This is a genomic window from Nocardia ninae NBRC 108245 (genome assembly GCF_007990755.1).
Classification (GTDB): Bacteria; Actinomycetota; Actinomycetes; order Mycobacteriales; family Mycobacteriaceae; genus Nocardia; species Nocardia ninae.
In genome coordinates this window covers 89,117-113,699 of sequence record NZ_BJXA01000009.1, presented here as the reverse complement: position 1 = coordinate 113,699, position 24,583 = coordinate 89,117, and the positions used below count along the sequence as shown (strand labels likewise).

At 60.0% G+C, this 24,583-nt stretch carries 37 protein-coding genes and 4 tRNA genes; 10 read left to right on the top strand and 31 right to left on the bottom strand.

Annotation, left to right across the window (positions count from 1 at the left end):
- Nucleotides 1–2: 2 nt before the first annotated feature.
- The 30 genes from NN4_RS09610 to NN4_RS09465 all read right to left on the bottom strand — a co-directional run bounded on the left by NN4_RS09610 (nt 3) and on the right by NN4_RS09465 (nt 18,043).
- A complete protein-coding gene (locus tag NN4_RS09610) occupies nt 3–932 on the bottom strand; it encodes an acyl-CoA dehydrogenase family protein (protein ID WP_246180802.1) in 930 nt (309 codons plus the stop codon).
- 270 nt (nt 933–1,202) lie between these two features.
- On the bottom strand, nt 1,203–1,880 hold the full coding sequence (locus NN4_RS09605; RefSeq protein ID WP_147129580.1) for a class I SAM-dependent methyltransferase: 678 nt from the start codon (nt 1,878–1,880) through the stop codon (nt 1,203–1,205).
- A 339-nt stretch (nt 1,881–2,219) separates the two neighbouring features.
- Nucleotides 2,220–2,450, bottom strand: coding sequence for a hypothetical protein (locus tag NN4_RS09600; RefSeq protein ID WP_147129579.1), 231 nt, complete (start codon nt 2,448–2,450; stop codon nt 2,220–2,222).
- A gap of 96 nt (nt 2,451–2,546) precedes the next feature.
- Entirely contained in the window at nt 2,547–2,876 is a 330-nt protein-coding gene (locus tag NN4_RS09595; protein ID WP_147129578.1) for a hypothetical protein, read from the bottom strand.
- Nucleotides 2,877–2,931: 55 nt separating this feature from the next.
- The gene (locus tag NN4_RS09590) at nt 2,932–3,237 is read right to left on the bottom strand and encodes a hypothetical protein (protein ID WP_147129577.1); all 306 of its coding nucleotides are present in this window, start codon (nt 3,235–3,237) and stop codon (nt 2,932–2,934) included.
- A complete protein-coding gene (locus NN4_RS09585) occupies nt 3,234–4,085 on the bottom strand; it encodes a hypothetical protein (RefSeq protein WP_186818334.1) in 852 nt (283 codons plus the stop codon). Before NN4_RS09585 ends, NN4_RS09590 begins: the two co-directional genes overlap by 4 nt.
- The gene (locus NN4_RS09580) at nt 4,082–4,558 is read right to left on the bottom strand and encodes a hypothetical protein (RefSeq protein WP_147129575.1); all 477 of its coding nucleotides are present in this window, start codon (nt 4,556–4,558) and stop codon (nt 4,082–4,084) included. Before NN4_RS09580 ends, NN4_RS09585 begins: the two co-directional genes overlap by 4 nt.
- A gap of 65 nt (nt 4,559–4,623) precedes the next feature.
- Nucleotides 4,624–5,055 (bottom strand): DUF6011 domain-containing protein, encoded by a 432-nt coding sequence (locus NN4_RS09575; protein WP_147129574.1) that lies wholly within the window; start codon nt 5,053–5,055, stop codon nt 4,624–4,626.
- A gap of 2 nt (nt 5,056–5,057) precedes the next feature.
- Nucleotides 5,058–5,237, bottom strand: a complete 180-nt coding sequence (locus NN4_RS09570; protein ID WP_147129573.1) for a hypothetical protein — start codon at nt 5,235–5,237, stop codon at nt 5,058–5,060.
- Between the two features lie 43 nt (nt 5,238–5,280).
- Nucleotides 5,281–5,463, bottom strand: coding sequence for a hypothetical protein (locus tag NN4_RS09565; protein WP_147129572.1), 183 nt, complete (start codon nt 5,461–5,463; stop codon nt 5,281–5,283).
- A 39-nt stretch (nt 5,464–5,502) separates the two neighbouring features.
- Complete coding sequence (locus NN4_RS09560; protein ID WP_147129571.1) at nt 5,503–5,736, bottom strand: hypothetical protein; 234 nt, start codon at nt 5,734–5,736, stop codon at nt 5,503–5,505.
- A gap of 13 nt (nt 5,737–5,749) precedes the next feature.
- Entirely contained in the window at nt 5,750–6,133 is a 384-nt protein-coding gene (locus NN4_RS09555; protein ID WP_147129570.1) for a hypothetical protein, read from the bottom strand.
- Nucleotides 6,130–6,411: a hypothetical protein gene (locus NN4_RS09550; protein WP_147129569.1), complete on the bottom strand. Its 282-nt coding sequence runs from the start codon at nt 6,409–6,411 to the stop codon at nt 6,130–6,132. The genes NN4_RS09555 and NN4_RS09550 overlap by 4 nt, the downstream gene beginning before the upstream one ends.
- A gap of 56 nt (nt 6,412–6,467) precedes the next feature.
- Entirely contained in the window at nt 6,468–6,800 is a 333-nt protein-coding gene (locus NN4_RS09545; protein WP_147129568.1) for a hypothetical protein, read from the bottom strand.
- Between the two features lie 136 nt (nt 6,801–6,936).
- Entirely contained in the window at nt 6,937–7,344 is a 408-nt protein-coding gene (locus NN4_RS09540) for a hypothetical protein (protein ID WP_147129567.1), read from the bottom strand.
- A gap of 253 nt (nt 7,345–7,597) precedes the next feature.
- A complete protein-coding gene (locus tag NN4_RS09535) occupies nt 7,598–7,834 on the bottom strand; it encodes a hypothetical protein (RefSeq protein ID WP_147129566.1) in 237 nt (78 codons plus the stop codon).
- 543 nt (nt 7,835–8,377) lie between these two features.
- On the bottom strand, nt 8,378–8,749 hold the full coding sequence (locus NN4_RS09530) for a hypothetical protein (protein WP_147129565.1): 372 nt from the start codon (nt 8,747–8,749) through the stop codon (nt 8,378–8,380).
- A gap of 153 nt (nt 8,750–8,902) precedes the next feature.
- A complete protein-coding gene (locus tag NN4_RS09525) occupies nt 8,903–9,583 on the bottom strand; it encodes a hypothetical protein (protein WP_147129564.1) in 681 nt (226 codons plus the stop codon).
- Nucleotides 9,584–9,657: 74 nt separating this feature from the next.
- A complete protein-coding gene (locus NN4_RS09520; protein ID WP_147129563.1) occupies nt 9,658–9,912 on the bottom strand; it encodes a hypothetical protein in 255 nt (84 codons plus the stop codon).
- A gap of 68 nt (nt 9,913–9,980) precedes the next feature.
- Nucleotides 9,981–10,634 (bottom strand): hypothetical protein, encoded by a 654-nt coding sequence (locus NN4_RS09515; protein WP_147129562.1) that lies wholly within the window; start codon nt 10,632–10,634, stop codon nt 9,981–9,983.
- A gap of 240 nt (nt 10,635–10,874) precedes the next feature.
- Entirely contained in the window at nt 10,875–11,468 is a 594-nt protein-coding gene (locus tag NN4_RS09510) for a hypothetical protein (protein ID WP_147129561.1), read from the bottom strand.
- A gap of 81 nt (nt 11,469–11,549) precedes the next feature.
- A complete protein-coding gene (locus NN4_RS09505; protein ID WP_147129560.1) occupies nt 11,550–12,131 on the bottom strand; it encodes a hypothetical protein in 582 nt (193 codons plus the stop codon).
- Nucleotides 12,128–13,240, bottom strand: coding sequence for a DNA polymerase III subunit beta (locus NN4_RS09500; protein ID WP_186818333.1), 1,113 nt, complete (start codon nt 13,238–13,240; stop codon nt 12,128–12,130). Before NN4_RS09500 ends, NN4_RS09505 begins: the two co-directional genes overlap by 4 nt.
- 204 nt (nt 13,241–13,444) lie before the next feature.
- On the bottom strand, nt 13,445–14,008 hold the full coding sequence (locus tag NN4_RS09495) for a hypothetical protein (protein ID WP_147129558.1): 564 nt from the start codon (nt 14,006–14,008) through the stop codon (nt 13,445–13,447).
- A gap of 95 nt (nt 14,009–14,103) precedes the next feature.
- A complete protein-coding gene (locus tag NN4_RS09490; protein ID WP_147129557.1) occupies nt 14,104–14,325 on the bottom strand; it encodes a hypothetical protein in 222 nt (73 codons plus the stop codon).
- Nucleotides 14,322–14,528: a hypothetical protein gene (locus NN4_RS09485; protein WP_147129556.1), complete on the bottom strand. Its 207-nt coding sequence runs from the start codon at nt 14,526–14,528 to the stop codon at nt 14,322–14,324. The genes NN4_RS09490 and NN4_RS09485 overlap by 4 nt, the downstream gene beginning before the upstream one ends.
- A 413-nt stretch (nt 14,529–14,941) precedes the next feature.
- Nucleotides 14,942–15,229: a hypothetical protein gene (locus NN4_RS09480; RefSeq protein WP_147129555.1), complete on the bottom strand. Its 288-nt coding sequence runs from the start codon at nt 15,227–15,229 to the stop codon at nt 14,942–14,944.
- Nucleotides 15,230–15,241: 12 nt separating this feature from the next.
- Nucleotides 15,242–15,688, bottom strand: a complete 447-nt coding sequence (locus NN4_RS09475; protein ID WP_147129554.1) for a hypothetical protein — start codon at nt 15,686–15,688, stop codon at nt 15,242–15,244.
- Nucleotides 15,689–16,798: 1,110 nt separating this feature from the next.
- Nucleotides 16,799–17,740: a hypothetical protein gene (locus NN4_RS09470; RefSeq protein ID WP_147129553.1), complete on the bottom strand. Its 942-nt coding sequence runs from the start codon at nt 17,738–17,740 to the stop codon at nt 16,799–16,801.
- Between the two features lie 24 nt (nt 17,741–17,764).
- Nucleotides 17,765–18,043: an XRE family transcriptional regulator gene (locus NN4_RS09465; protein ID WP_147129552.1), complete on the bottom strand. Its 279-nt coding sequence runs from the start codon at nt 18,041–18,043 to the stop codon at nt 17,765–17,767.
- A 112-nt stretch (nt 18,044–18,155) separates the two neighbouring features.
- Here NN4_RS09465 and NN4_RS46750 point away from each other — a divergent pair, with 112 nt between their 5' ends.
- The 6 genes from NN4_RS46750 to NN4_RS09435 all read left to right on the top strand — a co-directional run bounded on the left by NN4_RS46750 (nt 18,156) and on the right by NN4_RS09435 (nt 19,243).
- Nucleotides 18,156–18,458, top strand: a complete 303-nt coding sequence (locus tag NN4_RS46750; protein ID WP_147129551.1) for an HNH endonuclease — start codon at nt 18,156–18,158, stop codon at nt 18,456–18,458.
- A gap of 135 nt (nt 18,459–18,593) precedes the next feature.
- Nucleotides 18,594–18,668 (top strand) — tRNA-Pro (locus NN4_RS09455).
- Nucleotides 18,669–18,673: 5 nt separating this feature from the next.
- Nucleotides 18,674–18,746: transfer RNA gene (locus NN4_RS09450), tRNA-Asn, on the top strand.
- 6 nt (nt 18,747–18,752) lie between these two features.
- A tRNA-Gln gene (locus NN4_RS09445) sits at nt 18,753–18,823 on the top strand.
- A 32-nt stretch (nt 18,824–18,855) separates the two neighbouring features.
- Complete coding sequence (locus NN4_RS09440) at nt 18,856–19,134, top strand: hypothetical protein (RefSeq protein ID WP_147129550.1); 279 nt, start codon at nt 18,856–18,858, stop codon at nt 19,132–19,134.
- A 38-nt stretch (nt 19,135–19,172) separates the two neighbouring features.
- Nucleotides 19,173–19,243, top strand: a tRNA-Trp gene (locus NN4_RS09435).
- Between the two features lie 19 nt (nt 19,244–19,262).
- On the opposite strand, the gene NN4_RS09430 is transcribed toward NN4_RS09435, so the two are convergent.
- Complete coding sequence (locus tag NN4_RS09430) at nt 19,263–19,448, bottom strand: hypothetical protein (protein WP_147129549.1); 186 nt, start codon at nt 19,446–19,448, stop codon at nt 19,263–19,265.
- Between the two features lie 353 nt (nt 19,449–19,801).
- Here NN4_RS09430 and NN4_RS47115 point away from each other — a divergent pair, with 353 nt between their 5' ends.
- The 4 genes from NN4_RS47115 to NN4_RS09410 are packed head-to-tail and all read left to right on the top strand — an operon-like array spanning nt 19,802 to nt 24,568.
- Nucleotides 19,802–20,278: a phage terminase small subunit gene (locus NN4_RS47115; protein ID WP_443093874.1), complete on the top strand. Its 477-nt coding sequence runs from the start codon at nt 19,802–19,804 to the stop codon at nt 20,276–20,278.
- Nucleotides 20,268–21,971 carry a terminase large subunit domain-containing protein gene (locus NN4_RS09420; protein ID WP_147129547.1) on the top strand — a complete coding sequence of 568 codons (1,704 nt, stop codon included), beginning with the start codon at nt 20,268–20,270 and terminating at the stop codon, nt 21,969–21,971. Before NN4_RS47115 ends, NN4_RS09420 begins: the two co-directional genes overlap by 11 nt.
- Nucleotides 21,972–21,983: 12 nt before the next feature.
- Entirely contained in the window at nt 21,984–23,513 is a 1,530-nt protein-coding gene (locus NN4_RS09415; protein ID WP_147129546.1) for a phage portal protein, read from the top strand.
- Complete coding sequence (locus NN4_RS09410; protein ID WP_147129545.1) at nt 23,513–24,568, top strand: hypothetical protein; 1,056 nt, start codon at nt 23,513–23,515, stop codon at nt 24,566–24,568. Before NN4_RS09415 ends, NN4_RS09410 begins: the two co-directional genes overlap by 1 nt.
- Nucleotides 24,569–24,583 lie beyond the last annotated feature (15 nt).

Genomic DNA, 24,583 nt, shown 5'->3' with positions numbered 1-24,583 from the left:
AGCTAACGTTCCTCCCCACCTTGTTTGATCAGTTCTGTCCCGAACTCGTCCAGGACCACAGCACTCACCTCGGCGTGCGCGGCGGCGGCCGTGATATCCCGCAGGTTCCGCTGCAGGGGGTTCTGACGGGCGAGCATCGACGCATCCCCGTACCGCGCCGCCAGTGCGCACACATCCATAGCGATTTCGGTTACTCGGCGGGCGACTGCCCGCAACCGCAGATACGACTGGTCGGTGACGTGGCTTGTTCGCACCGCTTCGATCCAGATCGTGCTGACCTCGCTCAGGCCAAGCGCATACGCGGCGTCCAAGTCCAGCCGCGCTCGTGCCAGGTCAGCAAACAGCGAAGCCGACACCACCGCTGTGCGTTGCCGACCGATGACGTGGTCGGTGAACCACTCGAGGGAACTGCGCGCCAGACCCAACGCGAAGCCGAGGTGTTTGATCGCCGCACGGCGACTGATGAAATGAGCGCCCCCGCGTACCGGCATCGAAGGCGGATACGGCCAGGTGTGTAGCTCCGGCACCACCAGGCCGTCGATCCGATAGCCCACTGTGCCGGTGCCCGACAGTCCGGATGCATTCCAGCTGTCGATGATCTCGACATGCCTGGTTGGCACAATCGCCGCGATCAATGGGGTTCCTGTCGACGATGTTTCGGCGTGGGCGATCGCAACCACCCAGTCGGCGCAACTGACTCCGGTGCCGAACCGCCAAGTGCCGTTGATCTCCGCGAGGCCATCGCGGATGCGAATCACGTTGTCGTACGGGCGTTCGTCGTAGGCGATGAGCGGGAACTGCCCGTTGCCGAACACCTCAGTGACCGCGTCCTCGGGCAGCATGGACGCTGCTCGCGCAGTGCTGCCAGCCAGCGCCCAGAACATCCAGCCTGTTGCGCCGTCGATCGCCGTGACAGCGGCGATCAGTTCCATCTCGGTCACAGGGTCAACCTGGAACCCGCCGACATCTACCGGTGCCAACGCCTTGATCAGCCCGGACTCTCGGAGAATTCGTATCGACTCCGGGACCAGAACGCGACTGTCTTCGCTGGCGTCGGCACCCTCCCACAATGAATCGGCGACGCTAGAGACGATCTGCAACAGACGGTCTCGGTGCTCACTTCTTTCAGCGATCCCATCGTCTGAATAAGATGGCATGGACGAATCCCTTTCAGGTAATTCGAGCGAAATTGAGAATGTGTTCTATCGAATGTGAGCGACACAGATGGAGCGGTTACGGAGACCGCTCAGTGGTCGCTCATACGGGAAGTAGTAGCTCTCGCTGACGGAGAGTCCGGCATCCGTCAACTCTTCGGCGAGGTAGTCCTTGGAGACGTACCAGAAACCTGGCACCCGCTCATGCTCCGCGTATGGCGCGTTCCGGTCGGGTGGTGCATCGTTCGAAAACACAAGCTGCATACCGGTGTTCAGGTCGAGATCGGTGAGCTTGTCAATCGCTGGGCCTACGCCGTCGTGGCGGTCGAACAGGTGGCCAAGAATGCCATCGGCGTACAGCGCCGAGCAGCCCGCAACGTCGGCAGCCGAGGTCTGGAAGAAGTCCGCGACATGCGCATCGACGCCCTTCGCCCGCGCGAGCGAAACGGCTTCAGGGAACAGATCTACGGCGTGGACCAGCCGTCCACGCTCGACAAGAGCGCCCTCGACGGCGGCATTTCCACAGCCGATTGAGAATACGGCGTCGCCCTCGCTGGTTAGCGACAGAAGTTTCATCATCATGTGGTATCGGTATTCGGGGACGAAGGTTGACGGCGTCACCGAATCGTTGAAAGAGTCTCCACGCTCCCAAATTCCGAAGATCGTCTCGCTGCCCGAGGGTGTTGAACGTGGAGTGGTGTAGTAATTGAGCTCGTCATTGCTCATCAGGTCTATATCCCTTCCTGTAAAGACAAATGAGGCACACACCAGAAAAGGTGTGTGCCTCATGGAAAAATCTCTCGAAGATCACGGATTGTGAACCGCACTCTCGAACTGTTCACGCACGCGGTCAATGACTTTCACGCGACCGTGTCATACACAGGTGATTCGGGGGACTAAGCAAGTCTACAGTCGATCCCTGTGCCTGTGGTCTGTTTCGTTGATTCCCGAGTGTGGAAACTCTGCGAACCAATCATCCGTGGATCTCGACAATTGAATCGTTCGCAGAGCTGCACTGGGAAACTTCCGACATGCATTCGATGCCGAAGATGGGACGCACGCGGCTTACAAAGTGCCGCACACAGACGCCGTATACACCTCCTCGGCTATCTCGGCCTGCTCTGCTAAAGCATCAGCTCGGTCGTGGTCTCCGGCCGCAAGCGCACTCTGGGCCTCGGCAACCAAACTGTGCCAAGTCTTTCGGCTGTCCTCGACGGAGAACCGATACTTCGCAGCTTCCTCCGTCCTGCGATCCTGTTCGTCGCGCATTTGAGCCAACGCTCCGAAGAACGACATCAATCTCCTCCTAACCGGCATTCCAATCTCTGCCGCAACAGAAACAGGGTCTGTGCTCAGTTGAGCACAGACCCTGTCGTTTATCGCTTCGTGTGGCTATCGATCCGTATCGAAGGCTGGCAGAACGATCCCTATTGCCGCCAGCTCATTAACATCGAAATCCTGCAATGAGGAGCGCACAGCATTGATATCGTCATCGATGCCAGATCGGTGCTGCAAAGCATCCTCGTACGCCGCTTCCGCAGCTTCCAATTCTGCCCGCGCGACAACAATCCGGCTCTTCGCCGCGACGATCGCAGCCTCTGCCGTTCGCCCTCGTCTATCCAGCTGGTCAAGTCGCGCCCCAATGCGCCTCAGCCAATTGCCCCGTTCCACGGGCGACATCTGATGTAGTCGTTTGCCGCCGATCCGTACCGATTCGGGCATCTTCCCCTCCTTCGAACAACACGCAGCCGATCCCTTGGCGGCCACGCCTAAACACTCAGTAGTCGTCTAGCGTCAGCCGCTCTTTCAGACTCGACAAGTTTCCTCGCGGCTTCGGCTTCGGCTTCGGTTTTGCGCGCGCGACTGCCGCCGACTTCGCCGCCGCTGCCGTCTTACTCGGCCCGCCGTCCAGCGCCTTCTTGTCGGTCTGCACCTGCCATTGGAAACGCCCTTCCTTCTCGGCCCACCAGACGATCATCCATCGGCGATAGGCCCATTTCGCCAGCACCCGACCAACTTCGGGCAACTCTTTGATCTCCCAGCCATCGGCTACGTCTGCCTCGGTCGGAAAACCGGCACTCACCGAGCATCCTGATCACTAGCCGGGACGGTCAGACGCCGGTTAGCTTCAGCGATCTCTGCATACTGCTCTGCTCGGATGTCCAATTCGGCCCGAGCCAGCGCAAGGTCGGGTTGCTTCCGTGGCCCTGCTTCGAAGTTGGAGTCGATCCACACAGTGCGTATCCCGGCGGATTCGACGAAGACATCGAATTGGTCGTCGTTCCAGGATGGCACCCATGCGCCGCTGCGGCACACCACCACCGCATCCCAACTGTCCGGCAAGTCCTCTGCGGCATCGGGCCATTGATCCAACCGCCGATCAACCGGCACCCACGGCTCTGGCTCGACTTCGGCGAATGTCGAGCCGTCTTCGGTGGCGCGCCACCATGGGTAGCGCACGTGGAGTTCCGAACCGCGCTCGGCGTGTTCGGCCATCCAGCTACCGCAGTCGTATTGGCTCCGTTCTCGGAGGTGCAGGGCCGAGGGGTAACCGCAGTCATGGTGAGCGTCGAACAGCCACACCTCCGCCCATCCGTCCGCGTCGTCTGACGCATCGAGGACCGACGATGCTGGAAAGATCTCTCCCGCTTCCATGTTCGACTCACACACGAATATCGAACCGACCTCCCACTGCGACAGGCCGAACCGGGACCAGAAGCCCTCGAATCGTTCGCAACGGGGTAACGGCAAATTCTGCTCCACGAACGGAGTCAGTCGTGTCTGCCAAACGTCGTTGATCATGAACGGCGACTCGACGTGGCCCCAGTCGTAGTTGAACGCATCCACGCCCGCCGGACCGGTCATCATCGCGGGGTTCGGGAAGAAGTAGTCCCAATCAACGACCAGTAACCGGCCGACAAGGTCGTTCATCCCGCCATCGCAGAGATAGGAGTGCCCACGTGGCCGGAATCGTCAGCCGCACAACCACATAGGACACATCGCACCTGGATTCGGTCACTGAGCCAGGGGACCTCAATGCCCACGACCTCGGCCAAGTGCTTCGCGCGCTCTTGCTCCTGGCATTGCTGGCACCCGATCTGAGAACCGATCGCGTTGCCGTGCCGACACCGGACCTCGCCGTCGCGTCCCGCCGGGTTCTGCTCCGCGAGAATGACAGCTGAAGGAACGCCGAAGTGGCTGGACTGAACCATCGCCCGCGCCTGCTCTGGTGACAGGCCCAAGTCCGCATTCTGCGCGTCGACGTAAGCCTGCGCTTCCTCAAGAGTGGGCCACGGGCCATCATGTCGCTGATACCCCTTGACGCCATCCTCGACCGCGATCACATACACACCGTCATCGTGCACAAAGGATTCGTCAGTATGTAGAGCGAATCGACTTCCCATCGTCGCCTCCTAATCTATCGTTCAATCGTTTCACCACAGAATCACGAGCCAGCGAAGAATCGTAGTCAGCCACGATCTCTCGGCTCGTCTTGCATAGCCCATTCCCGCTCCGCTGCCTTCTTTGCGATACAAGTCTCGCCCATGCCCTGCGCGACGGATTCATGGTCGGAGAGTGGACGCCCGCATTCCGTACACGTTTCTGACGGGATGGTTTCCGCCTTGATCGTCGCAACGGCGTCCGAGACGTCGCCGGGCATAACATGCCAGTCCCATTTGCCGTTGACGTATTCGTGCACCTTGGTGCCAAACAACTGTGGATCGTACTTGAATCGGAAGCGTCGCCCATTGACATCATAGGTTCCGAACGGGATGCCGTACTTCTCGGACATGGTAGGCCGCTGCGGGCGTTGAGCTGGAGTTTCGGTGCGATCCGGCACTGACCTGTTCAGTCCGGGAATCATCACGCGCCCTGGGGGAGGTTTCTGTTGATCACTCACGATTAGCCGATCACCTCTGTCGCTTCTGTGTCTACCTCATCTCGGGCGGCCTTCAGTCGTCGTTGAGTTTCGAGGCCACCGCGATTCAAGAAATCGATGTTGATGTCGTATCCGTATTTCGCGTTCCGTGCCAAATCCTCGCACACGCGATCTATCATCTCGTAGTACTCGATGTCTTCCACTGCATCCCTTACTTCAAGTGCCAGATCGTCACCGGTGGGTGAACTACTTCTTGTTGAGGTTCTGGGCGAAGTCTGTCGGATCGATGCCGTACTCCGACAGGATCTTGTGGGCGACATCTACATCCGGGCTGCCCGGCTCCGCCTGCTTCAGTATCGCCCGCGCGTAGTTCAGCATTCCATCGCGATCCGGCGTGATATCGAGGGTTTCCCTGTCGTGCAGTGCCATGCTATTCCACCTCTTCGTCTGTAAGTCGATTAGATCGAGCTATTCTGTACCAGTCAAATCCGCCAGCTGCTGACGCAACTGAGCGACTTCCGACCGCAAGTCGTCGTTTTGGCGCAGCAATACTGAGTCCCGCTCCTGCCCATGCCGGGCAGACGCTTCTCGGACAATCTCACACTCGTCGAAGTCGGCCGGATCGAAATCCACTCCAGCAACAAACTCAGTCGAGATCGGGACTTCGCCCGCCGCCTGCTCCCACGTCAGATACTCACCCACCATACCCATTGTCCTACCCGTATCTTACTTCGCCGAGAATGGCCAATTGAATGACAGCGTCAATCACGCACGCATCATAGTCAGCGGCGTCCGCGTTGATCGATTTCTCCGCTGTGCGCACGGAATCCGACGAACCGCAATGATGGAACTTGCCATCTGCCTCATGTTTGACAAGAAGCTGCCAACCCCGCGCCATGTCGTCCACAGTCACCTCGTGACGCGATAGCGCAGGACCGTTCACATCTTCGTCACCGAACTCCTTCACGACCAGACGGCTAAACTCTGGTTCGCCCGGCTTTTCATCCCACTCGGTCAGCGCCCAATAGCGCACGGACGAGGGGGAATCGGACAGCATGTTCTCATAGAACGTTTGCCGCAGTTCGCTCCGTGTTGTCATTTGTAAGACTTCCTTATTCCATTGCCGACCGAAACGTCGACTCCCGAGGGATGGATCTTGTACGTGATTTCGCCCGCACCCTGAAAGTCCCATTTCGATGAGAGCGGTGAATGCGCCGAATCCCCCTCCTTGAGGACCACGACCGCCTTCTTCCACCCCTCACCGAGGTCTTCGGCGGACGCCAGTATCTGAGCCCAGTCGTAATGCATCAGGTCTGCTTCTCCCAAGTCGCCAATGTGTCGCCACGGTCGGAACCCCACTACATCCTCGTCGTCCACTGTGTCGTCACCCCTTCGCTCTGTGTTTCCACCAGCCTGTCACGCCGAAGTGCCGATCAGGCAGCGTCTGCCGTTACCGGCTCGAGCCGTGCCTTCAGCTCGCGGTAGTAGTCGCCGACCGTGTCGCGATGGTCGCCATGGTCGGCGCGGGCGTCGAATACCGTCCGGTCGAACACTGCGCCGTCGTTGACGTACACCCGCAGCCGTCGCGGGTCTTCTTCAGTCGTATCGATCTGCACGACCAGCGCGTCGTCTTCCCTGCTGAACCAGACCGCGACGTGGAGCAGGTCTTGCCCGTCGCTGTTGGCGTACAGGAGCGGCCACATGCCTTTCTCCAGACGGATCGACAGTCCATCGCCCTGGGACTGCTCCGAGATGACCTCGTCCATCGTGATTCCTTCTCCGCATTGTGACTGCCCCGATGGCGGCCACGTCGCGTCTCGCAGTGGAATCGAACCACTCGCTACCGACAACCGGTAGCGGCTAACCTGCCGAGACTCCTCTCCTGACCTCGCTCGGGCTAGATCAGCTGGATAGCCACCACCCCTCCCTACGAAGGTCTGGCCCACCGTTCTCGATGTAGGAGCAGGCCAGGTCGAAGACGTAACCGTCGATCGGCATCATCCTTTTGTCGGTGTCCGGCAAGTACAGAGATTCGTGACCGGGATCGCCGACGACTGACCACGGATTCTGCTGGCGGTACTGCTCGGTCGAACCGACCTCGGCGGCCTCCACAGCATCGATCACCCGCATAAAAGCCAGACGAAGGTTCAGGTCCCGCAATGCGCCGTAGTCCACCACCTCAGCCAATGCAGACCGCTCGGGCGCGTTCAGCAACGCCCACAGCCCGGACGCGTGAACCTCCAGCCATCGGCACAGGGTAAAACCGTCCTCATAGTTGCGGGTCGTAACCACGCCCTGATCGGTCTCCACCAGGAATAGCCGAGGCGGCTGCCAATCCCCACGCGATATCGGCCCCCATTCCACCGTGTCACCACGCGGAACGACGGTCGACCGGCAGACGAAGCGGCACTGGCCAGCGAACCCGCCAGATTCCGCCGTCTCGATCCACACCCGCGATGTCCACGCGCCTGCTGGCGTCTGGTCGACGTTTCCAGATGTAGTCACCGCCGACTCCCAGTCGCGAGCATCCCGGCGCACCGCGACGATCCGACCGCCGACAACCTCAACCACGACGGGCCTCCTGCTCGACAGTGAGCCCCCATACCCTCGCGTAGTGCTCGGGCTCCCAACCATCGACCATCCTGACGACGACCTTTCCGTCCTTTCCCTCAGTGTTGGCCCGCGACGCATACTTGAATTCGGCTGTCTCGCCACGGAAATCGGTAACCGGGCTACCAGGCGCGACGACATTGCCGTCCTTGCCTTTCGCCACCAACGTGCTCATTCGCCTTTGCTCCATCGAAACTCCTTGCAATACAAAAAGACTCCAACGCCAAGGCGTCGGAGTCAGTCCAATACAACGGTATTCAGTTAAGGGAAGAACTCAACCTAGACGGAACGGGGCTGCCTCCTTCCAGAACTCCGCCCACGAGCCGAACGGCCGCCGAACCAGTGACTGCCTCGTCAGACCCCGAAACAGTCGCCGGTCAGCCAGATTCATCACCGCGCCGGAATCGATGCGAGCCTGCGAGATCACGTGCAGGACACCGAATCTCGCATGCAGTGAGTAGCGGGAATGCGGCGCTTTCGCGCACAAGAACCTCAACGACTCAACCTGCCCAACCGACGACACCGCCGCAGCGGTCGCGACCTCGAAATGGTGGAAGCGCTTCGGCCCTTCCCGATCCACGCACCGGAAGTCGGACTCCAATATCAGCAGGTCACCGACCATCGGGGCGTCGCCGCACTGCTCGGTCGGCAACGCCTCACCACGTTCGGGAGCATCGGCACCGGCCGCGATCTTCCTGCACAGCGGCCCGCAACAATCGTTCAACACAACTCCCTACTCCCACGGTCGATGATTCGACCAATCCGCACCCGGCTTGTCCTCAATGTAGATCGAGTGATCATCGCCGCCGTGGTAGTTGTACCTCGCCTTGGTGCTCGGATAGATCTGTTCAAGCTCCTCCACCGTGCTGGCTACCTCGTCCTCGTCGGTCACCTGGATCGACAGCATCAACTCGCCCTCGTCATACCACCAGCCGCCCTCCTCCGGCCCGCCGTAGTGGCGAGTCAAGCTGTACACATTCACCCACTTGGAGCCCGGCAGGGACTGCGGCTGGCGTGCGACCTCGAACCATGCTGTGTTGTCCTCGTTGGTGTACAGCGCCGGATCAACATCTCGCTCATGGCACAGATCAACGAACCGACGCACCGCCACCTCGAACCAATCGGCACCCGGACACTGATCAGCCCACCCCTCAGCACCCAGGCGCGCCGACCACGCGCGATCGAACCGATTGGCACACCGCGCACCGATCCGAGCCCACATCTCTTCAGGACCAACGTCGTACATACCCAATCCTCGCTAACGATCGCTCACTACGGTTGGAGCTTGCGGACCCGGTTGACCAGTCATCGCAATCCGGATCAGGTACTCCACCGCTTCGGACGTGACCCGCTCATCGATGAACAGGCGTTGATCGACAGTCAGCCCCTGCGGATTCCACGGTTGCGCCGACATCCCGATCTCGGCAAGCTTCTCCGGCGTCGACTCCGCCAACGACTCATTGTTGACTCGGCATGTCTCGGCCACCGCAAGGTCCTTCGCAGCGAAGTAGGCAAACATCTCGGCACACCCCGGCCGCTCGCGCCCCGTACGGATCGCTGTAATCCACTGGGCGTACTTGACTCCAGCCTCGATAACGGCACCACCACAGCGCGTCTCGTTCTCACTTTCCGACCGGGCCTGCGCCTCGTGCATAGCCCGCAAGCCGAGAAACAGTGCCAGCACGTGCCGCGAATCGACATTGCCAGCGACCGTGGGGGAGTCCGCCCAGCCCTGGCGCTCATTCACGAGTTCGTAGACATCGTAGGAATCCTCGATACTCAACGCCCAGATCTGATAAACGTGCCCCGGCGTCTTGACGTCGACGATCGGTTCCCAATAGCGCTCGACCGGATTTGCATCGAACGACGCATCAACCCCGGCCGCTCGCAACTCCTCGAACAACCGCTTCGCCGCTTCCAGCACCTCAACGTTATCCACAATAACCACCTCTCATGCAAAAGGACGCCGAACATACGGCGTCCCAACTAATTTCGGTATTCAGTGGTAGCTATCTACTCCTCATCGACCGCTGATTCATCAGCCCGGCGGTCACTCCAATCGGTGTGGAACTCCCTGCGGCACAGTGCGATCTCCTCGGCGTACTCGGTCATGAAGATGTCCCGGATATGCGTGTACGTCACGAGCGGGGCTGGGACGACGCAGCCCTTGAAGTGCTCCGCGAACGCCTCGTCAGTCGGTTCCTCCCATCGCGGATCGTCTGTGTACGAAACAGTTTCGGCAGCGAACTTTGCCGCATACGCACCCATCTTCTTGATATGAGCACGGCGTCGGCGCTCGTCGCCGGTAGGGCAGCACTCGAAGTTTCGCGATGCGCTCACGCGGTGACCTCTGCCCCTGCGTCCAGGTCTACAACCCTGCCTGTCGAGCCCCACCATTGCGCGGTGCGAATGTCCGGCCCGCCCATCTCGAGGTAGGTACGAAGATGCTCGTAGTCTGATTCGTTGACGTACCGCCCCTCGTTCAGCCCTTTCCATTCGTCGAGGGTGGGAATGCTCAAGGTACGCACCTCGTCGACCTTCGCATGCCAGTCCGCCCACACGTTTGGTGAGCCGTGGTTGTACCGACGCAACAGGTACGCGATCGTCCCGCGTTCCTTCTCGGTGAGGAACTCCCAGATCCCCGAGTTGTAGAACTCAACCCAGCGCTCGCCCGACAGATAAGTACTGAGGCCGACACCATCGACGTGGCCGTTCTCGTAGCGAACAAGGAACATGAACCAGTTGCCGTACTGACCCCGCTGCGGTTTGAACCACACCGTGTTGTCTCGTCGAGGGTTCGTCGATTGGTGCACAAGGCGCATCTGCCCCTTGTACTGGCCGGACGTTGCTGTCTCGACCCAGTGCCGCATCTTCACGTGCTGATTCTTGTGGCTGCCCCACGCGTAGTCCTCGACAACCTCGGCGGATTCTTCATCGACTCTGTCGCGCAGAACCTCAACGATCTTGCCGCGCTCATCCTTCGCGCTCATCCGACACCTCACTCTCAAATTCGGACTTCCAACAAGGGGGATAGGCACCCCGCAGACCGCACCCGATATCGGATGCGGTCGAGTAGAGCCCATTCACCGAAACATCAAGACCACCAACACAATCAACGCCGCTAGACCAGCCGCAGCCATCAACACCAGCGGCAACACCGCCATCACGAATTCGCCGTCTTCACAACGGCTCCCGCTGTCCCACCGCGCCGCCGCCAACCTGTTCGCCCGTCACGCCGCCGCTTTCACCGGCTTGTCCGCGAACTCGCAGTCCACCCTTTCGCCCCAGTGAATCCCGTCGCACTCAATGTCGTGCAGCACCCGGTCAGCGACCGCCAGCTTGACGCGCGATACCCGCTCCAGCTCGTCGATCTCGCTCCCCGCAATAGCCTCGTAGTACTGGAGGTCGTCAGCCACACCCTCAAACTGCTGCGAGAAGCCGAATTCGGCCTGTTTCCACATCCGCATGTACAGCCCCGCCGCCGCTGTCGACAGCGGAGCCTTCAAGCTGTTCTCCATGCACGCCAACGCGACCTCGACAGCCGTACCCGGCTTTGTCGACCTTCCGGTTGCGACGCGTTCGAGCAGTTCCCGGCAGTGCGCCCGGAACACCAGCTCCTCACCCATCAACTCATGGGTGGCTCTCATCAAATCCGGAGAGAAGCAGTGGTACAAGATGTTTCGCTTGTCCGGATAGCGATCGACCGCCTTCCGGATCTCCACATCCGCCCAATGCATCCGATCGAACTCGCCGCCGAAGCTTTCCAACTGCTCCAGAATCGCTTGCGCCGAAGCAACGGTCTGCTTCGGAGACTTCTTGCCCATATCCAGGCACATCCCTTCAAACAAAAAGCGACGCCGGACATGAGATCCGGCGTCGCACAATAGAATTGGAACAATATCGCTCTAATCCGCGTCGTTGCTCTCCACTTCGAGGTCAGCGGTGATCGAAAACTCGCCACGCCACGCACGCGCGCGCACCCAGTCCGGCGCGTCAGGATCATTGGCCAGGAAGCTCAGATCGTAGGTATCCGGATGCTGAGCGATGCGCCGCAAGGACTTACCCAGCACGCCCCACTTCCGATCCGAGACAACCCAACTGTCCGGCCCCTCAACCACATCTGCTTCGCCGCACCAGCGCAGCGGATGGAATACCGCCGTCAGCGTGAGCGCGGGCAGCTGCGGCCGAGGATCGCCGTACTCCCATGTCTCGCCGCGCACAGCTGCCACCCACATGTTCCGCCGAGCGCACTTCACCCAGATCACATCGTTGAGATCTTCAGCCGTCAGCAGCGCAACCATCCTCCGCCACGCCTCCAGCGCCGGTACCTCCCCGGTCTCAGCCAGAGTGACAATCTGATTCAGGTACCACCACCGTGGGCACTCAGGCTCGCTGTAATGGCGATCCCATCGGGTGTACGACGGGATCTGTGCAGCGAACTCATCCAACCTTTCCCGCATCAATTTCAGGCTGTCGTCCACGTTCACTGGGGAATCCGTATCGGCATCAGCAGAACGCGCGCGCCATCCCACGCGAACACAGCGGGACGAGTGGGCGTAGTGCCGCTGTAGCGCACCTTCACACCCTTGGGTATGGAGTTAAGTATCGCAGCCACGCGCTCGGCGCTGAATTTGATGACCATCCCGTAATCGCATTCCGCCTCGGTGACATCGAGCGACATCGACGAAAACGGAGACTCGTCACGTCCGTTGTAACCAACCACTTCGACCGCGCCCCACTCGATATGCAGGTTGATAGTCGACGCACCCTTCGGCAGTGCCTTAACCGCCCGCAACAACGCCGAGCTATCGAATACAAAAGATGCTTTGAATTCGGAAGGCAGCAAGCCGCGCCACTTCGGGAAATCGTAATCGAGCTGTTCCACAACGACAGTACAAGTGTCAGACACCAGCGAAACCATGCCGTTCGCGCCGACAGTGACCGACGCCTCACTCGACTTGTCCGCTCGCTTGGCGAAATGGTGGAACGGGCGACCAGGAATCAGCAACACGAATGCATCCGCCGCCGCAATCTGATTTGTCGCCTCGACTACAGCGAGCTTGAAGCGGTCCGTGGTGACTGCGACCACTTCGTTGCCACTGCATTCGACACGAACACCAGTCAGTACCGGCAGCGTGTCGTCCTGCCCGACCGACGTAGCAGTAACCGAGCCGATACGCGCAAACTCAGCACCCGCCATGGCTATCATCGGCCCCCCGTCCACCACGGGCCGCGCTGGCATGTCTTCACGCAACCCAGCGCCAGCGAGCGGCACCGTAACAGCCACGCCATCCGCCGAAACCGTCAGCGTGTCGCCATTCACCGTGAACGTTCCGATATCTTTCGCGCCCACAGCTTTCACGGCATCAACCAATGCCGTCATGTCCACCGCGAAAGACGTACTATCGCCCACGGCAGGCATACTCACCGTCACAGCAACCTCGTAATTGTAGAACCTGGTCGTTGCATAACCATCCTCGACGGCGACTGCCAGCAGGTTGAGCGCAGGATGGAACCCCCGCCGGAATCCGGCAGCCCGCTTGATGAACAAAAGGTCACCCTTCAGCACCTTCAGGTCAGCAGTAAAAGTAGACAATGCTCGATTCGCTTTCTCGCTTTCACGTCGAAACCCGCGAAGGCTTCGACCCGCACAGATGTAGCGCGGTGGCCGAGGTACGGAACGAATCCCGTGCCCCGCCATCTCCGCTAGATCAGACTCACCAACGCATGTCGTAGTGCCCAGCGCGAGGCGCGTGGACGCATCTCCCCCTTGTAGATACGACACATAGCTTCGGTAACGTCATTCGGCGTTCCGTCCGCACGGGCATTCCCAATCATCCGAATCGCAAGATGACTCATCCGGGTGATCATGTGCCCATTTTCGTTTTGCATTACCGCACCCACAGTCGCCGGTTTCGTCATCGGCATACTCGGAATCGCAAGTGAAGTCATCAGGATGATCTCTGTCCCATTCCCGCCGCGACACATCGTCGTCACTCAGGAACGGATAGTTCTGCAACGCATCCACGATCTCCTGGGCTTCCCGCACCGCGAGAGCGTCATCCGCGCGCACAGTCAAGGTATAGATCGACCCACCCGGCCACAGATCGACGCGATAGTCGGCACCGAACGCCGAAACCTTATCCAACCGCTCCTGCGCGATCTCGTAATTCGATTCGACGTACGGCTCATCACCACGAGCGTTGACCGACAAAGGTAAAGACAACTCGAACGGTTCGCCACGGCCACAGCGCCGCGACCACCACACGCCATCACATTCCTTGCCGAATGCCTGAAACTTCTCCACAATCGGATACACCTTCGCGATCCGGCGAATCCGTTTAGTCCGTGCACCAATAGCCATTAGTTGAACCTTCTGTTGAAGAACAGTCCCTGAAACGAGAACAGGCACCGACCCGTAAAGGTCGATGCCCGAACTAAAAGACCGATAGAGAACAGCTAGAAGCGCTCAAGTTCTCCGAATGTCTCAATACGTGCGTCGCGCAACGCCCGCCAAATCCGTTCGTAAGCGGCTTGCGCGCGTTCAGTCGCGTCACCATTTCGAGCCCAGTGCCCAGCAATTTGACCGACGAATGCCTCCAAGCATCGGAAGTCGTCGTACGTCAACTTGACCCCGAACTCCTCAACGGTCGGCGCAACCACGTCATCCGTTCTGGTCATGCGGCTGCCACCATCCCGCGCCCGTCACGGTTCACGATGACCGTCACCACGTCGCCCTTGGCATCAGGAACAATCGCGACGACTGCGCCATCATCAGTGACCTTGTGGTCGACCGGATTGAACGGTTGTCCGTACAGCTGGCACATGGACCGGACGGCAGCGGTCTGCTGTCCGCTCCACTTGTACATATCGACCTTGCACATACTTATCCCCTGTGTGAAATTGATAGACCGTCAACCCAAGTAGTCGACATGGCAACCGTCACCCCGAAAGATGACGGCTCCCGAACCGAATACTCAGTTAATCCCGGTGCTTGCGCCCCTCAATCCAGTACTCCAACCAATACGCGCCAGCAAGCGCCGCGTACAGAACGTGGCTGTAGAACCCAATTGCCATCGACCCATAGATGCCACCCGCCATAGCGATCGGCAAATGAGACTTATGGTTTGTCACAATGTGAGCGTGTGCGGTAACGGACGAATGGACCTTCTTAGCTATGGCTTTCATGGTCGAAGTCCCCCTAGATCAGGCCATAACCGCCGACTCGGTCGAATCGACGAGTGAGCCCGCGTCCGTGAGATGGACGCGGGCTCACCTACCGACTCGTCAAAATGCGCTAACCGGCCACAGTCGCGTCAGCCAGCATCTGGCGCGCAGCAAGGATTTCCACATAGGCAGCCCCGCTCGTCTTCTTCCCCTCCTCGCGGCGCATTGCAAGGAACCGCTTGTCGTAGTACGCGCCGCCGGGGTCCATCCCAGACCTCTCGCGCCGACCAAACTGAACCCACCATTTGCCGAACGCTATCGCCTCGAACGCGCACACCGCTGGACTGCAATCGTAGGCAAATACGGCAGCCCGAGCCGCAACCAACTCGTCATCCGGAGACGACTGGATTTCGTTCATGTCGTACAACTCCTACGCGATTCCGGCACGGACAGACGCCCGAGCCATTGCGTCAACCTGCCCCTTGGTGATCTGAGAGGGAGCGAGATTCTTACGCCTTGCCTTAGCTCGGTCGTATCGACGAGCACTCACTGCGCCCGACGCGAACGCATCGGCCGCCACAGTCCCAGGGCTCCGCTTTGTGAGCGATTCACGGGCATACGTAGCCACCGAGTCCTCAGTCCTTAAGACTGTGGTCTGATCAACCTCACGCTTGGTGAGATAGCGGTAGCTCGACACCTCCAGGACATTCCTGTATCCGAGCTTGCGGATACCTTTGCGAACACCGCCGTTAAGTGGAGCGTCTACGCGCACGTTGCTCACGTGCACCTTTTGCCCGTCGTCGCGCTTGTACGTGAATGTGACGACGGCGACCTGCGCACCCGTTCGAGGATGCACATAGATGTCCGTATTCTTCACAGACTCCTCCTGTGGTACGCATTCGATGAATGCAATCTGAATGAAAGTTGGTGGGCTACCTAGGAATTGAACCTAGCGAGAATGGAACCTATTCGTTCCATTCCCTGGCAAACCTGCCGTAGCCCGGTTGTTCAAGTATCGAGCGTGAGTAAACGCTCTCTGTAGCCGTCTCCGTATGGACCGTAACCCCCGTTCGGGGCGTCTACCAGCACACCTGTCCCTAGGTGACTGCTCACTAGTCCTTGTTTTCAATCCGCCGCTGCCCAGAGTTCAGGCATGAACACGCTGCGCGGAAGTATCCACTACAGAATCTATTGTTTTGTAGGGCTAACGGATCGCTCCCGATCCGATACGGCTGCCTCTCACACCGCCCCGCAAACCAGGTAGTTCGGCTAACGCCGCTTTCCTGGAATCCTGCGATCAAACGTACGCAGGTCGTACAGGTGATATCCCGTACAGAGCACTCTTCGCAACGTCCACATTCCTACGTGCTAGGCCCGAGATGTGCACAAGTAGTGCACCTTTGCGCACATATCGTGCGCTGCGCTTTTGCTATTGGTACCTCCTTCCCGTTTCCGCTGCCCCCGGTGGGCTGCTGTGACTCAATTAGGCACTACCGACCAAAGATGCGCAAGCCCCAATTTGGCACTAGCGACTAAACGCCTGATGAATGCCTTGAAATTCGTTTCACGAATGGGGCTCGGACTGGCGCTGTCGGCCCGCTGGCGCTGTCGGCCCGCTGGCGCTGTCGGCCCGCTGGCGCTGTCGGCCCGCTGGGCAAGCGTGATAGCACACCTAGCAGCGCTATGCGGCTTTGCGGGAAAAGAACTCAGCGGTTTGTTACCAGCAACCGCCGGCATTGTGTTTCCCCAGGTCGCCAGCTATTTCATGGGTGGGGGAGGACCCCCTCCCCCCAGGTCATAGCCCGTCCCGCACCGCTCTGTGGTTCGCGGTGAATACGGGATCTCAGGGTCCTACGGATATGACGAAGCCCCAGGCGCATGCAGGGGCAGAGGCGGCACTGGGGCGTTCGGGGATACTTTACTTCGGCGTCGATAGAGGCGGCGGAAGCTCTTCCTGAGTCACGGCCAGTGTCACGGTGACGTCTGATCAGCGCAGCAGGTGTACGCGTTCTGCCACGACCGGCTTGTCATCGGGGCCTTTTATGAATGGCGCAATCCACTTGGGTTTGCGCTGGCTGTGGCCTGGCCCGCAAGCCTGCTGTCTCCAGAATCCGTGCGGTTTTCCGACCCACCAGCGATGAGTCCATCGGGATTCGGCGTCGGCGCGGTCGGCGGGCTGGTCATCCTTGGGATTCTCCACGGCCGGATACAGGCGGAGGTCAACAATCTGTACGGTCGGGGCGTCGTTCGCCTCGCCAGCCTTGGCCGTTCGGCCTGAATCACCCCTCAACACTCGCGAAGTAGTGATCTGCTCTTGCCCCTGCATCAGCCAAGTCGCGCCAACCAGAGACATGATCGAAAGCCCTTGGTCCTGGCGATCGAGGTCAAGGCTCAGTTTGGCGGAGGTGTCTGGGTCCGGGCTGTGGAAGGCATAGATCTCGGCTAGCGAAGAGCGTCGTCGGATGTGTGGCCGCTGGCCTTCGCGGTGCTCACCGAGCCGTGACCAGACCGCGAGCTTCAGGCCGTCCGGATGCATCGCCCAACTGACTCCGTCGATGGTGACTTCGCGCTGTTGATCATAGTCATCGGTCCATGGCTGTTTCGCTATCGGCTTGGCCCACAACATGAGTCCGGTGGGTGACGGCATTGCCAATGTCGGTGTCCAGTCAGGCATTTCAGTACCGGCGGCATGGACCACGAGGTCGACTAGATTGGGTGTGACCCAGTAGAGCGGCGCATTTGGCAACGTCGACAGGTCGCGTTTCGCTTGGTGGATGGTCTCATCGACGGACTGCACCGTATGTCGAGTCGTGTCAGCGCCTCGGCTTTCGATCGTGTCGACGGCGTAGTTGATCAGGCCCACCATGCGGTCACGCAGCTGGGGCATGCCAGCTGCGGACCACTCGCGACCAGGCTTACGTTTGGCCATTCGGTCCTGTCTCCGTTCGGTTCTCTAGGCGTGGCGACGTTCGGCATGCGCATCTGTCGACGGGCCTGTGAACACCACGTCCACGTCGAGGCGGAGCTTCTCGGCCCATTCGCAAAGCTTGCTCACGCTGAAGCCTTCGACCTTCTGCTGCTTGATGCGGGTGATCTCCGTGGAACCGCAGCCGAGACGTGCCGCAGCCTCGACGCCGCTGAGTTCGAGTTCGCTGATCCGGTCCCAGATTGCTGTGGCGAACTGCAGGCGCACCTTTAGGTCAAGGGCTGACATGTTCGTGCGTGTTGCCATGCCTGGAGTTTAGCAGTAGGAACCAAAACGGCGACCGGCCAATCATCTGGCCGAGGCTGTTCGGGGCTGGGATCATGATGTAGGGCAATAGGTTTGTGCGCGGGGGTGTGGTGTGGCGTGGTCGGATGAGGGGCAGGTCGATTCTGTCGAGTTTGTGCGGAATCGTCCGCTTGTGCTGGTTCGTGATCGTGGGCGCTGCCAACTCCGATTCGGAGTTTGTACGAAGGTGGCGACCGAGGTCGATCACATCGTGAACCGCAAGTCCTACGGCAGTGATGCCCTGGACAACCTGCAGGCAGTATGCGCTGACTGTCACAAACTGAAAACCCATGGGGAGTCACGTGCGGCGTGGAAGAGGAACCGTCGCGCGGTTATTCATCGGGACCATCGAAGAAAGCATCCGGGATTACTATGATCGATCCATTTGTGGCCGCCGCTATCGCACTGCTGAAGTTCGGCATTCTCATCCTCCCGTACGTTGCGGAGTTCCTGGTAAGCCAGTCCGGCTAACGGGCGGGTAGGCGTCGATGGCAAGACGAAAAACTGCCAGCCGGGTGTCGTCCAGCTAGGTCCAGGACTCTCGCTTTGGGAGCGAGGAACGTGGGTTCGAATCCCGCCACCCAGACCTATTGGCCTGTAGCTCAATTGGCAGAGCAGCCGCCTGTTAAGCGGCTCGTTCCAGGTTCGAGTCCTGGCGGGTCAGCTCATTTCCCTCATGGTCTAGTGGCAGGACGCCAGAGTTTGGTTCTGGTAGCTCAGGTTCGAATCCTGGTGGGGGAGCCGGGGAGTGAACGCATGGAAGGGGTCGTGCTGTGTGGATCATCACCGAGGCCACGCCCACCATGGCCGAACAGTTGGCAGAGATTAGGGAGTTGCTCATGAGCAATCAGGACAAGATCAACAGTATTACCAGCACCATCGCCGGTGTCCGCGACCTGGTCGTGAAGATTCATGCGGAGATCCAGCACATCAAGGCAAATCCTCCGGCGGAGGGCCTCGACTTCTCGCGCCTGGACGACCTTCTCCAGAACCTCAAGGACCACACCACCGCCACGGACGCTGAGATCCCGGATCTGCCTGCGGCTGCGTGATCACCGCTGGGCCGGTACGTGCGTGCTGGTCCGGCTGATGGGACGTAGCTCAGTGGTAGAGCGGCGGTCTCCAAAACCGCTTGCGGGAGTTCGATTCTCCCCGTCCTGGCTGCGGAACGTGCCGACGATCAGCTGTCGGCATCGTTCAATTCGTCGCGGTGCGCGTCGGCGACTGCGGATTCAGTGAATTCGGCAACGCAGGGAAGATGGTGCAATTCGCCATCCGCGAATGCCCGCCAGTCGTCGAATCTCACGACTCGATATTTGTCGGACGGATTGGTAAGGCTGTGTGGTTGAAGAGTGATATGGCTCATGATCGGCATCGTATCAAGAGGATTCGGGAAATGCTATCGATCATCTTGCACTCTTAATTAAGCCGCCTAACCTAGCAAATAAGGCTAAATGCGTCGAATAGGAAACTAGCGAGCATGTGCCTGAACCCTTTACGCACCAGTGGCGGTGCGGCGTCTTCGTTGAGACGCCTGTGCACGTTCGAATCGTGCCGAAGGGACTGTGATCGAGGCACGAAGAGTCGAGGCACCAGGTTGTGATCCTGGCCCCGGAACGGGGAAAGCGAGTTCAAGTCTCGTCGATCACCCCACGTTAATGGCACACCCGGCAGGGAGCCGAACGCGGAGAAGCGAACCCGGCAGGGAGACAACTTAATATGGCTGGACGACGACCTGGACCAGCGCCGAAGAACCCGGATGAGCGGGTGCGTACAAACGCGGACCCGTACATCGGTGGTGACGGCTGGACTGAAGTACCCAACGAACCATTCGACGGTGAAATCCCGCCGGTTCCTGAGTGGGTCATTTGCAGCGATGAAGCACGAATGCTCTACGCCGAATTGGCTCGACTGCCCCAGGCCCGTTTGTGGGGACCAGGTACGTGGCTGGAACTTCACCTGTCTCTTCCGGCTGCGTCGCGCTATCTCGGTGGAGGTTCCAGCGAGGGGCTGAAGGCGTTGATCTCTGCGTGGGGGGTCGGGCTGCGGCTGACCGAAGACGACCTGACCAAGGCTCGGATCAAGGTCGTTGCCGAGACCGGCGACGACGAGGTGGACGACGGGCCGGATGCCGAGGTCGTGTCCTTCGCTGAGGAACGCCGGGCGCGCCTGACGGGCCGCAACCGTGCCGCATGATGTCGTCACCCACCCAGAACACGACCGTGATCGCAGCCTTGGATGGTTAGCCGTCTCCTGGCTGGAGTTCTTCGCCGTCCACGGCCCCGGTGATGTCGGCGGCGAAAGCTGCGCACCGATCATCGACGAGTACTGCGCATTCCTGGTCGATCTGTACGCCCAGGACACCGAGGGCAGAAGGCTCTACGACCACGCGTTCCTAAGCAGGCCCAAAGGGGCAGCCAAAAGCGAAATCGCCTCCTACATAGGTCTTTTCGAGGGGCTCGGCCCGTGCCGGTTCGATGGCTGGGCATCCGGCGGCGAAGTGTTCCGTGATCCGTGGGGTCAGGGATTCGAATACACCTACCAGCCCGGCGAACCGATGGGAAAAGTACTCAAAACCCCTGAAATCCGTTGCGTCGCAACTGAAGAAGGACAAGCCGGACTCGTATACGACACCATCCTTCTGAACGTGACCGAAGGTCCGCTCGTCGCTGCGATGCGTCATCGCGACGACGCCGGACTGACGCGCATCCTCATTCCGGGCGGCGGCAAGATCCTCCCGATTTCGGCGTCCTCGGCATCCAAAGATGGCGGTAAGGAGACGCTGGTTCTCTTCGATGAGACCCACCTCTACAACAAGCCTGAACTGCGCCAGGTCTACAAAACGCTGACCCGCAACCTGCGCAAACGCCGCAAGTCCGCGCAAACATTCGCACTGGAAACCAGCACGATGTACGCGCCCGGCGAAGACTCCATTGCCGAGCAAACCTACAAGCTGGTCGCCGACGCAGTAGCGGGCAAGTTGAAGAAACACCCGCGCCAGCTGTTCGACCACCGCTACGGATCGATCACGCCCGAGGAGCTGGAGGACGAAGACAAAGTCCGCCAGGCGCTGACCGAGTCCTACGGCGACACGGCGGCCTGGAACGACCTCGACGGTCTCGTGGAGGCCATCGCGGACCCACGTAACGACGTGATCAGCAGCTTCCGCTACTGGTTCAACACCGCGACCTCGGCGGAGAATGCCTGGCTCGCGAAGTACGAGTGGGACTCGTGCGGTCCAGAAGTGTTGGACACCAAGCCTATTCAGCCGAACGACGTGATCGTTCTCGGCTTCGACGGCAGCCGCAAACGGCGACGCGGCGTCACTGACGCATCAGCATTGATTGGCTGCCGCGTCGCGGATGGGCTGGTCTTTCCGGTCAAGGTGTGGGAGCAGCCGCCCGGCGTCCACACGGACGGCTGGGAAGTGCCTGAACATGATGTCGAGGCGGCAGTCCGCAAGGCGTTCACAGACTTTCGTGTCGTCGGATTCTACGCCGATCCCGCCCGCTGGGAGTCGGTCGTAGCCAACTGGGAAGCCCGGTACGGCCCACACCTGCTCGTGAAATCCACTGGGCCACATCCGATTGAGTGGTGGATGACCGGGGAGCGCGCGACGAAATCGGTTAAGGCACTCGAAGAATTCGAGAACGCCGTACTCGATCAGCAATTGCGCCACGACGGCGACCCGACACTGACCGCCCATGTCTTGAACGCACGTCGGCGAATCACCACCAAGGGCGTTCAGATTGCAAAAGAAAACCCTGACAGCCCCAACAAAATCGACGCCGCTGTTGCGGCCGTGCTGGCATGGCAATGCCGTCTGGACGCTGTCGCCAAGGGGATCGGATTGCCGCGTAAACGACGAGTCGCGGCACGGCTGCGTTAGTGATGGATTGATATGGCTGAAGAAGCTGTCTCCGGTGCCGACTGGACACCGGACGAATGGTTCGAATTCCTGATGAAGAAATTCGATGAGAAGATTCCCGGCGAGCGCCGGGCAGTGTCGGTGAATACCCCGAAGACGCGGCGCGAACGGTTGGATCTGTTGTGGTCCTACTACATTGGCGATCCGCCGCTGCCGACTGTGAGCGAGAAATACAAGCCGACCTTCAAAGAAGTCATGAGGAAGGCTCGCAGCAACTACGCCACGATGTCCGTGGATGTGATGACCGATCGCAGCATTCTGCAGGGTGTATCGACCGAGGCCGATAAGGACTTGGACGGCGACGATATCAGCCGCCAGATCGCCGACGAATCCGGCTGGGCCGCATTACAGCGCGACCTGCAAACCTATCTGTTCGTGTGCGGTGAGGCGTACGCACTGGTGGCGTCCCCGCTCGAAGGTGTGCCCGACGCGATGCCGATGATCATGGCTGAAGACCCGAGATTCGCTGTAGGCCAGCGTGATCCGGCGAACCCGCGCTATCTGCGGGCGTTCGTCAAGTATTACCTCGACGAGATCGCCGACCAACAGGTAGCGCTGCTGTTCGTCGATAACGCCAAATACACCTGGCGGCGCGAGCCTGGCCAGACCTCGAAATCATTCAAGCTCGACGAGTGGGAGCTGACCGATACCGAGGCTGTGCAAGGGTTGGAGCTGATGGGGGGTGTGCCCGCCGTACGGTTTGAGAACAAATTGGCGATGGGGGAGTTCGAGCCACATATTGATCTGCTCGACCGCATCATGGATGGGGTCTTCCAGCGCATTGTCATTGGCTGGTACCAGAGTTTCCGGCAACGCGCAGTGCGCGGAAACCTCGATGGTGCTGAGGATTTCACTGTTGACAACGATTCAACGAACTTCATCCGGACTGTGGCTGACGACGAGTTGGTGGATCTGTTTCAAGCTGACCCTGGTGCGCTGTGGCTGGTCCCCGAAGGCGTGGATTTCTGGGAGTCAGAGCAGGCCGACCTTACGCCGCTGATCAATGCGATCAGAGACGATGTGAAAGAGTTCGCCGCTGCGACACGAACTCCCATGCACATCATCACTCCGGACGCGGCCAACCAAACCGCCGAGGGAGCGTCGCTGATGCGTGAGGCTCTCGTAGACAAGATCACTGACCGTCAGGCCCGGCAGAGTTCGCCGTGGGTGCTGGTCTGGCAGATCGCCTTTAGTCTCGCGCAGCAGGAAGCCCGGCAAAAGGGTGTAAAGCTGTTGTGGGCCAAGGTCGATCGCTCTAGTTTGCAGGCTCGTGCTGACGCGATCGCCAAGACCAAGGGTGTGCTTTCGCGCAAGCGCCAGTTGATCTCGATCTTGGAGTTGACGCCGGAGGAAGCCAAACTCAACGAGGCCGAATTGATCCAGGAATCGATGGCGCTGGACAACTCGTTCAGTCCGGCCCCGGCGACCGCGTCGGCGAGTGCACGCAACTCGGCGCAGCCAGCGACGACCGGCGCGCAGGTGCCTGAGCGAGCGGCGGCGTAATGGCGGTCTCTGCCACGTTGATTCGGGTGCTGCTGTCGCGGGCGGCGCGGCGTGAGTTGATCATGTCGCGCACTGCGGATCGGATCGAATCCCAGTGGCGGCTGACCGACCCTTTCGACGGCTACCAGGTGGGCGAGTTCGCGGAGTCGGCCGCTGAGCTGTCCATGGCGGCGCAGGCAGCGATCGTGTCGCTGGCCACCGCCGCGCAGCTGGCGTACTTCAGTGAGCTTGAGGTGGAGTTGGCCGACTTCTTTCCCGAGGTGCCGCCGGAGGTCAGGCTGTTCGGGGCGTTCGAATCCGAGTTCACCAAGCCGAAGAATGTGGTGTCCGGCGGTGTCGAATCACTGCGGCTTCCGGTGGAGGAAGTATTCAACCGGCCTGCACGCCAATATCGTGCGGCGGTCTCCTCCGGGACGGACCCGGCTATTGCTCTTGAAGATTCCGTGAATCGTGTGAAACTTGTTTCTGGGACCAATCTGTCTCTAGCGGAGCGCGAAGCCGAGCACCTGATCTATAAAGAAGCCGCGCGGCAACGAATTGGTGTGATCGGTTGGCGGCGCGTCATCCATCCAGAGGCATCGAAGTCCGGCTCGTGCGGATTGTGTGTCGCAGCATCGGATCGGCTCTACAAGACCGACGCGATGAAGGCGATCCACGATCACTGCCGGTGTGAAACATTGCCGGTGACCGCTGACGACGATCCCGGCGACGAACTGAACCGCGACGATCTGGATCGTCTCTACGACGAAGCGGGCGGCAACAGTAAGTTCCAGCTGAAACGCACCCGGTACAAGTTCGACGAGCACGGCGAGCTGCAGGCAGTCCTTGTTCCGGCACGTCGCGGCCAGAAGGTCCCGCACTATCGCGACCCGACCGTGCCACAGCCGGTGGACCTCGATGAGTTTGCGCGAGAGTACGAAGTGGCGTCACGGCAACTGCCGTTGATGGAACGCCACCTTCGCCAGACTCTCGCGAAAGGGTTGGGTGAGGATTCCTCCCCAGTCCAGTACCAGCGCACTCAGATCGACCGTTACAAGGCGATTCTGTCTCGCTGATTCGTGTGGATGCCC

What these genes read in the sequence shown, in the direction of transcription:
- NN4_RS09610 (WP_246180802.1), bottom strand. Translation starts at nt 932, where the DNA reads ATGGAACTGATCGCCGCTGTCACGGCGATCGACGGCGCAACAGGCTGG.
- NN4_RS09605 (WP_147129580.1), bottom strand. Translation starts at nt 1,880, where the DNA reads ATGAGCAATGACGAGCTCAATTACTACACCACTCCACGTTCAACACCC.
- NN4_RS09600 (WP_147129579.1), bottom strand. Translation starts at nt 2,450, where the DNA reads ATGTCGTTCTTCGGAGCGTTGGCTCAAATGCGCGACGAACAGGATCGC.
- NN4_RS09595 (WP_147129578.1), bottom strand. Translation starts at nt 2,876, where the DNA reads ATGCCCGAATCGGTACGGATCGGCGGCAAACGACTACATCAGATGTCG.
- NN4_RS09585 (WP_186818334.1), bottom strand. Translation starts at nt 4,085, where the DNA reads ATGAACGACCTTGTCGGCCGGTTACTGGTCGTTGATTGGGACTACTTC.
- NN4_RS09580 (WP_147129575.1), bottom strand. Translation starts at nt 4,558, where the DNA reads ATGGGAAGTCGATTCGCTCTACATACTGACGAATCCTTTGTGCACGAT.
- NN4_RS09565 (WP_147129572.1), bottom strand. Translation starts at nt 5,463, where the DNA reads ATGGCACTGCACGACAGGGAAACCCTCGATATCACGCCGGATCGCGAT.
- NN4_RS09555 (WP_147129570.1), bottom strand. Translation starts at nt 6,133, where the DNA reads ATGACAACACGGAGCGAACTGCGGCAAACGTTCTATGAGAACATGCTG.
- NN4_RS09545 (WP_147129568.1), bottom strand. Translation starts at nt 6,800, where the DNA reads ATGGACGAGGTCATCTCGGAGCAGTCCCAGGGCGATGGACTGTCGATC.
- NN4_RS09535 (WP_147129566.1), bottom strand. Translation starts at nt 7,834, where the DNA reads ATGGAGCAAAGGCGAATGAGCACGTTGGTGGCGAAAGGCAAGGACGGC.
- NN4_RS09520 (WP_147129563.1), bottom strand. Translation starts at nt 9,912, where the DNA reads ATGGGTGCGTATGCGGCAAAGTTCGCTGCCGAAACTGTTTCGTACACA.
- NN4_RS09515 (WP_147129562.1), bottom strand. Translation starts at nt 10,634, where the DNA reads ATGAGCGCGAAGGATGAGCGCGGCAAGATCGTTGAGGTTCTGCGCGAC.
- NN4_RS09510 (WP_147129561.1), bottom strand. Translation starts at nt 11,468, where the DNA reads ATGGGCAAGAAGTCTCCGAAGCAGACCGTTGCTTCGGCGCAAGCGATT.
- NN4_RS09495 (WP_147129558.1), bottom strand. Translation starts at nt 14,008, where the DNA reads ATGGCTATTGGTGCACGGACTAAACGGATTCGCCGGATCGCGAAGGTG.
- NN4_RS09490 (WP_147129557.1), bottom strand. Translation starts at nt 14,325, where the DNA reads ATGACCAGAACGGATGACGTGGTTGCGCCGACCGTTGAGGAGTTCGGG.
- NN4_RS09485 (WP_147129556.1), bottom strand. Translation starts at nt 14,528, where the DNA reads ATGTGCAAGGTCGATATGTACAAGTGGAGCGGACAGCAGACCGCTGCC.
- NN4_RS09480 (WP_147129555.1), bottom strand. Translation starts at nt 15,229, where the DNA reads ATGAACGAAATCCAGTCGTCTCCGGATGACGAGTTGGTTGCGGCTCGG.
- NN4_RS09470 (WP_147129553.1), bottom strand. Translation starts at nt 17,740, where the DNA reads ATGGCCAAACGTAAGCCTGGTCGCGAGTGGTCCGCAGCTGGCATGCCC.
- NN4_RS09465 (WP_147129552.1), bottom strand. Translation starts at nt 18,043, where the DNA reads ATGGCAACACGCACGAACATGTCAGCCCTTGACCTAAAGGTGCGCCTG.
- NN4_RS09430 (WP_147129549.1), bottom strand. Translation starts at nt 19,448, where the DNA reads ATGAGCCATATCACTCTTCAACCACACAGCCTTACCAATCCGTCCGAC.
- NN4_RS47115 (WP_443093874.1), top strand. Translation starts at nt 19,802, where the DNA reads ATGGCTGGACGACGACCTGGACCAGCGCCGAAGAACCCGGATGAGCGG.
- NN4_RS09415 (WP_147129546.1), top strand. Translation starts at nt 21,984, where the DNA reads ATGGCTGAAGAAGCTGTCTCCGGTGCCGACTGGACACCGGACGAATGG.
- NN4_RS09410 (WP_147129545.1), top strand. Translation starts at nt 23,513, where the DNA reads ATGGCGGTCTCTGCCACGTTGATTCGGGTGCTGCTGTCGCGGGCGGCG.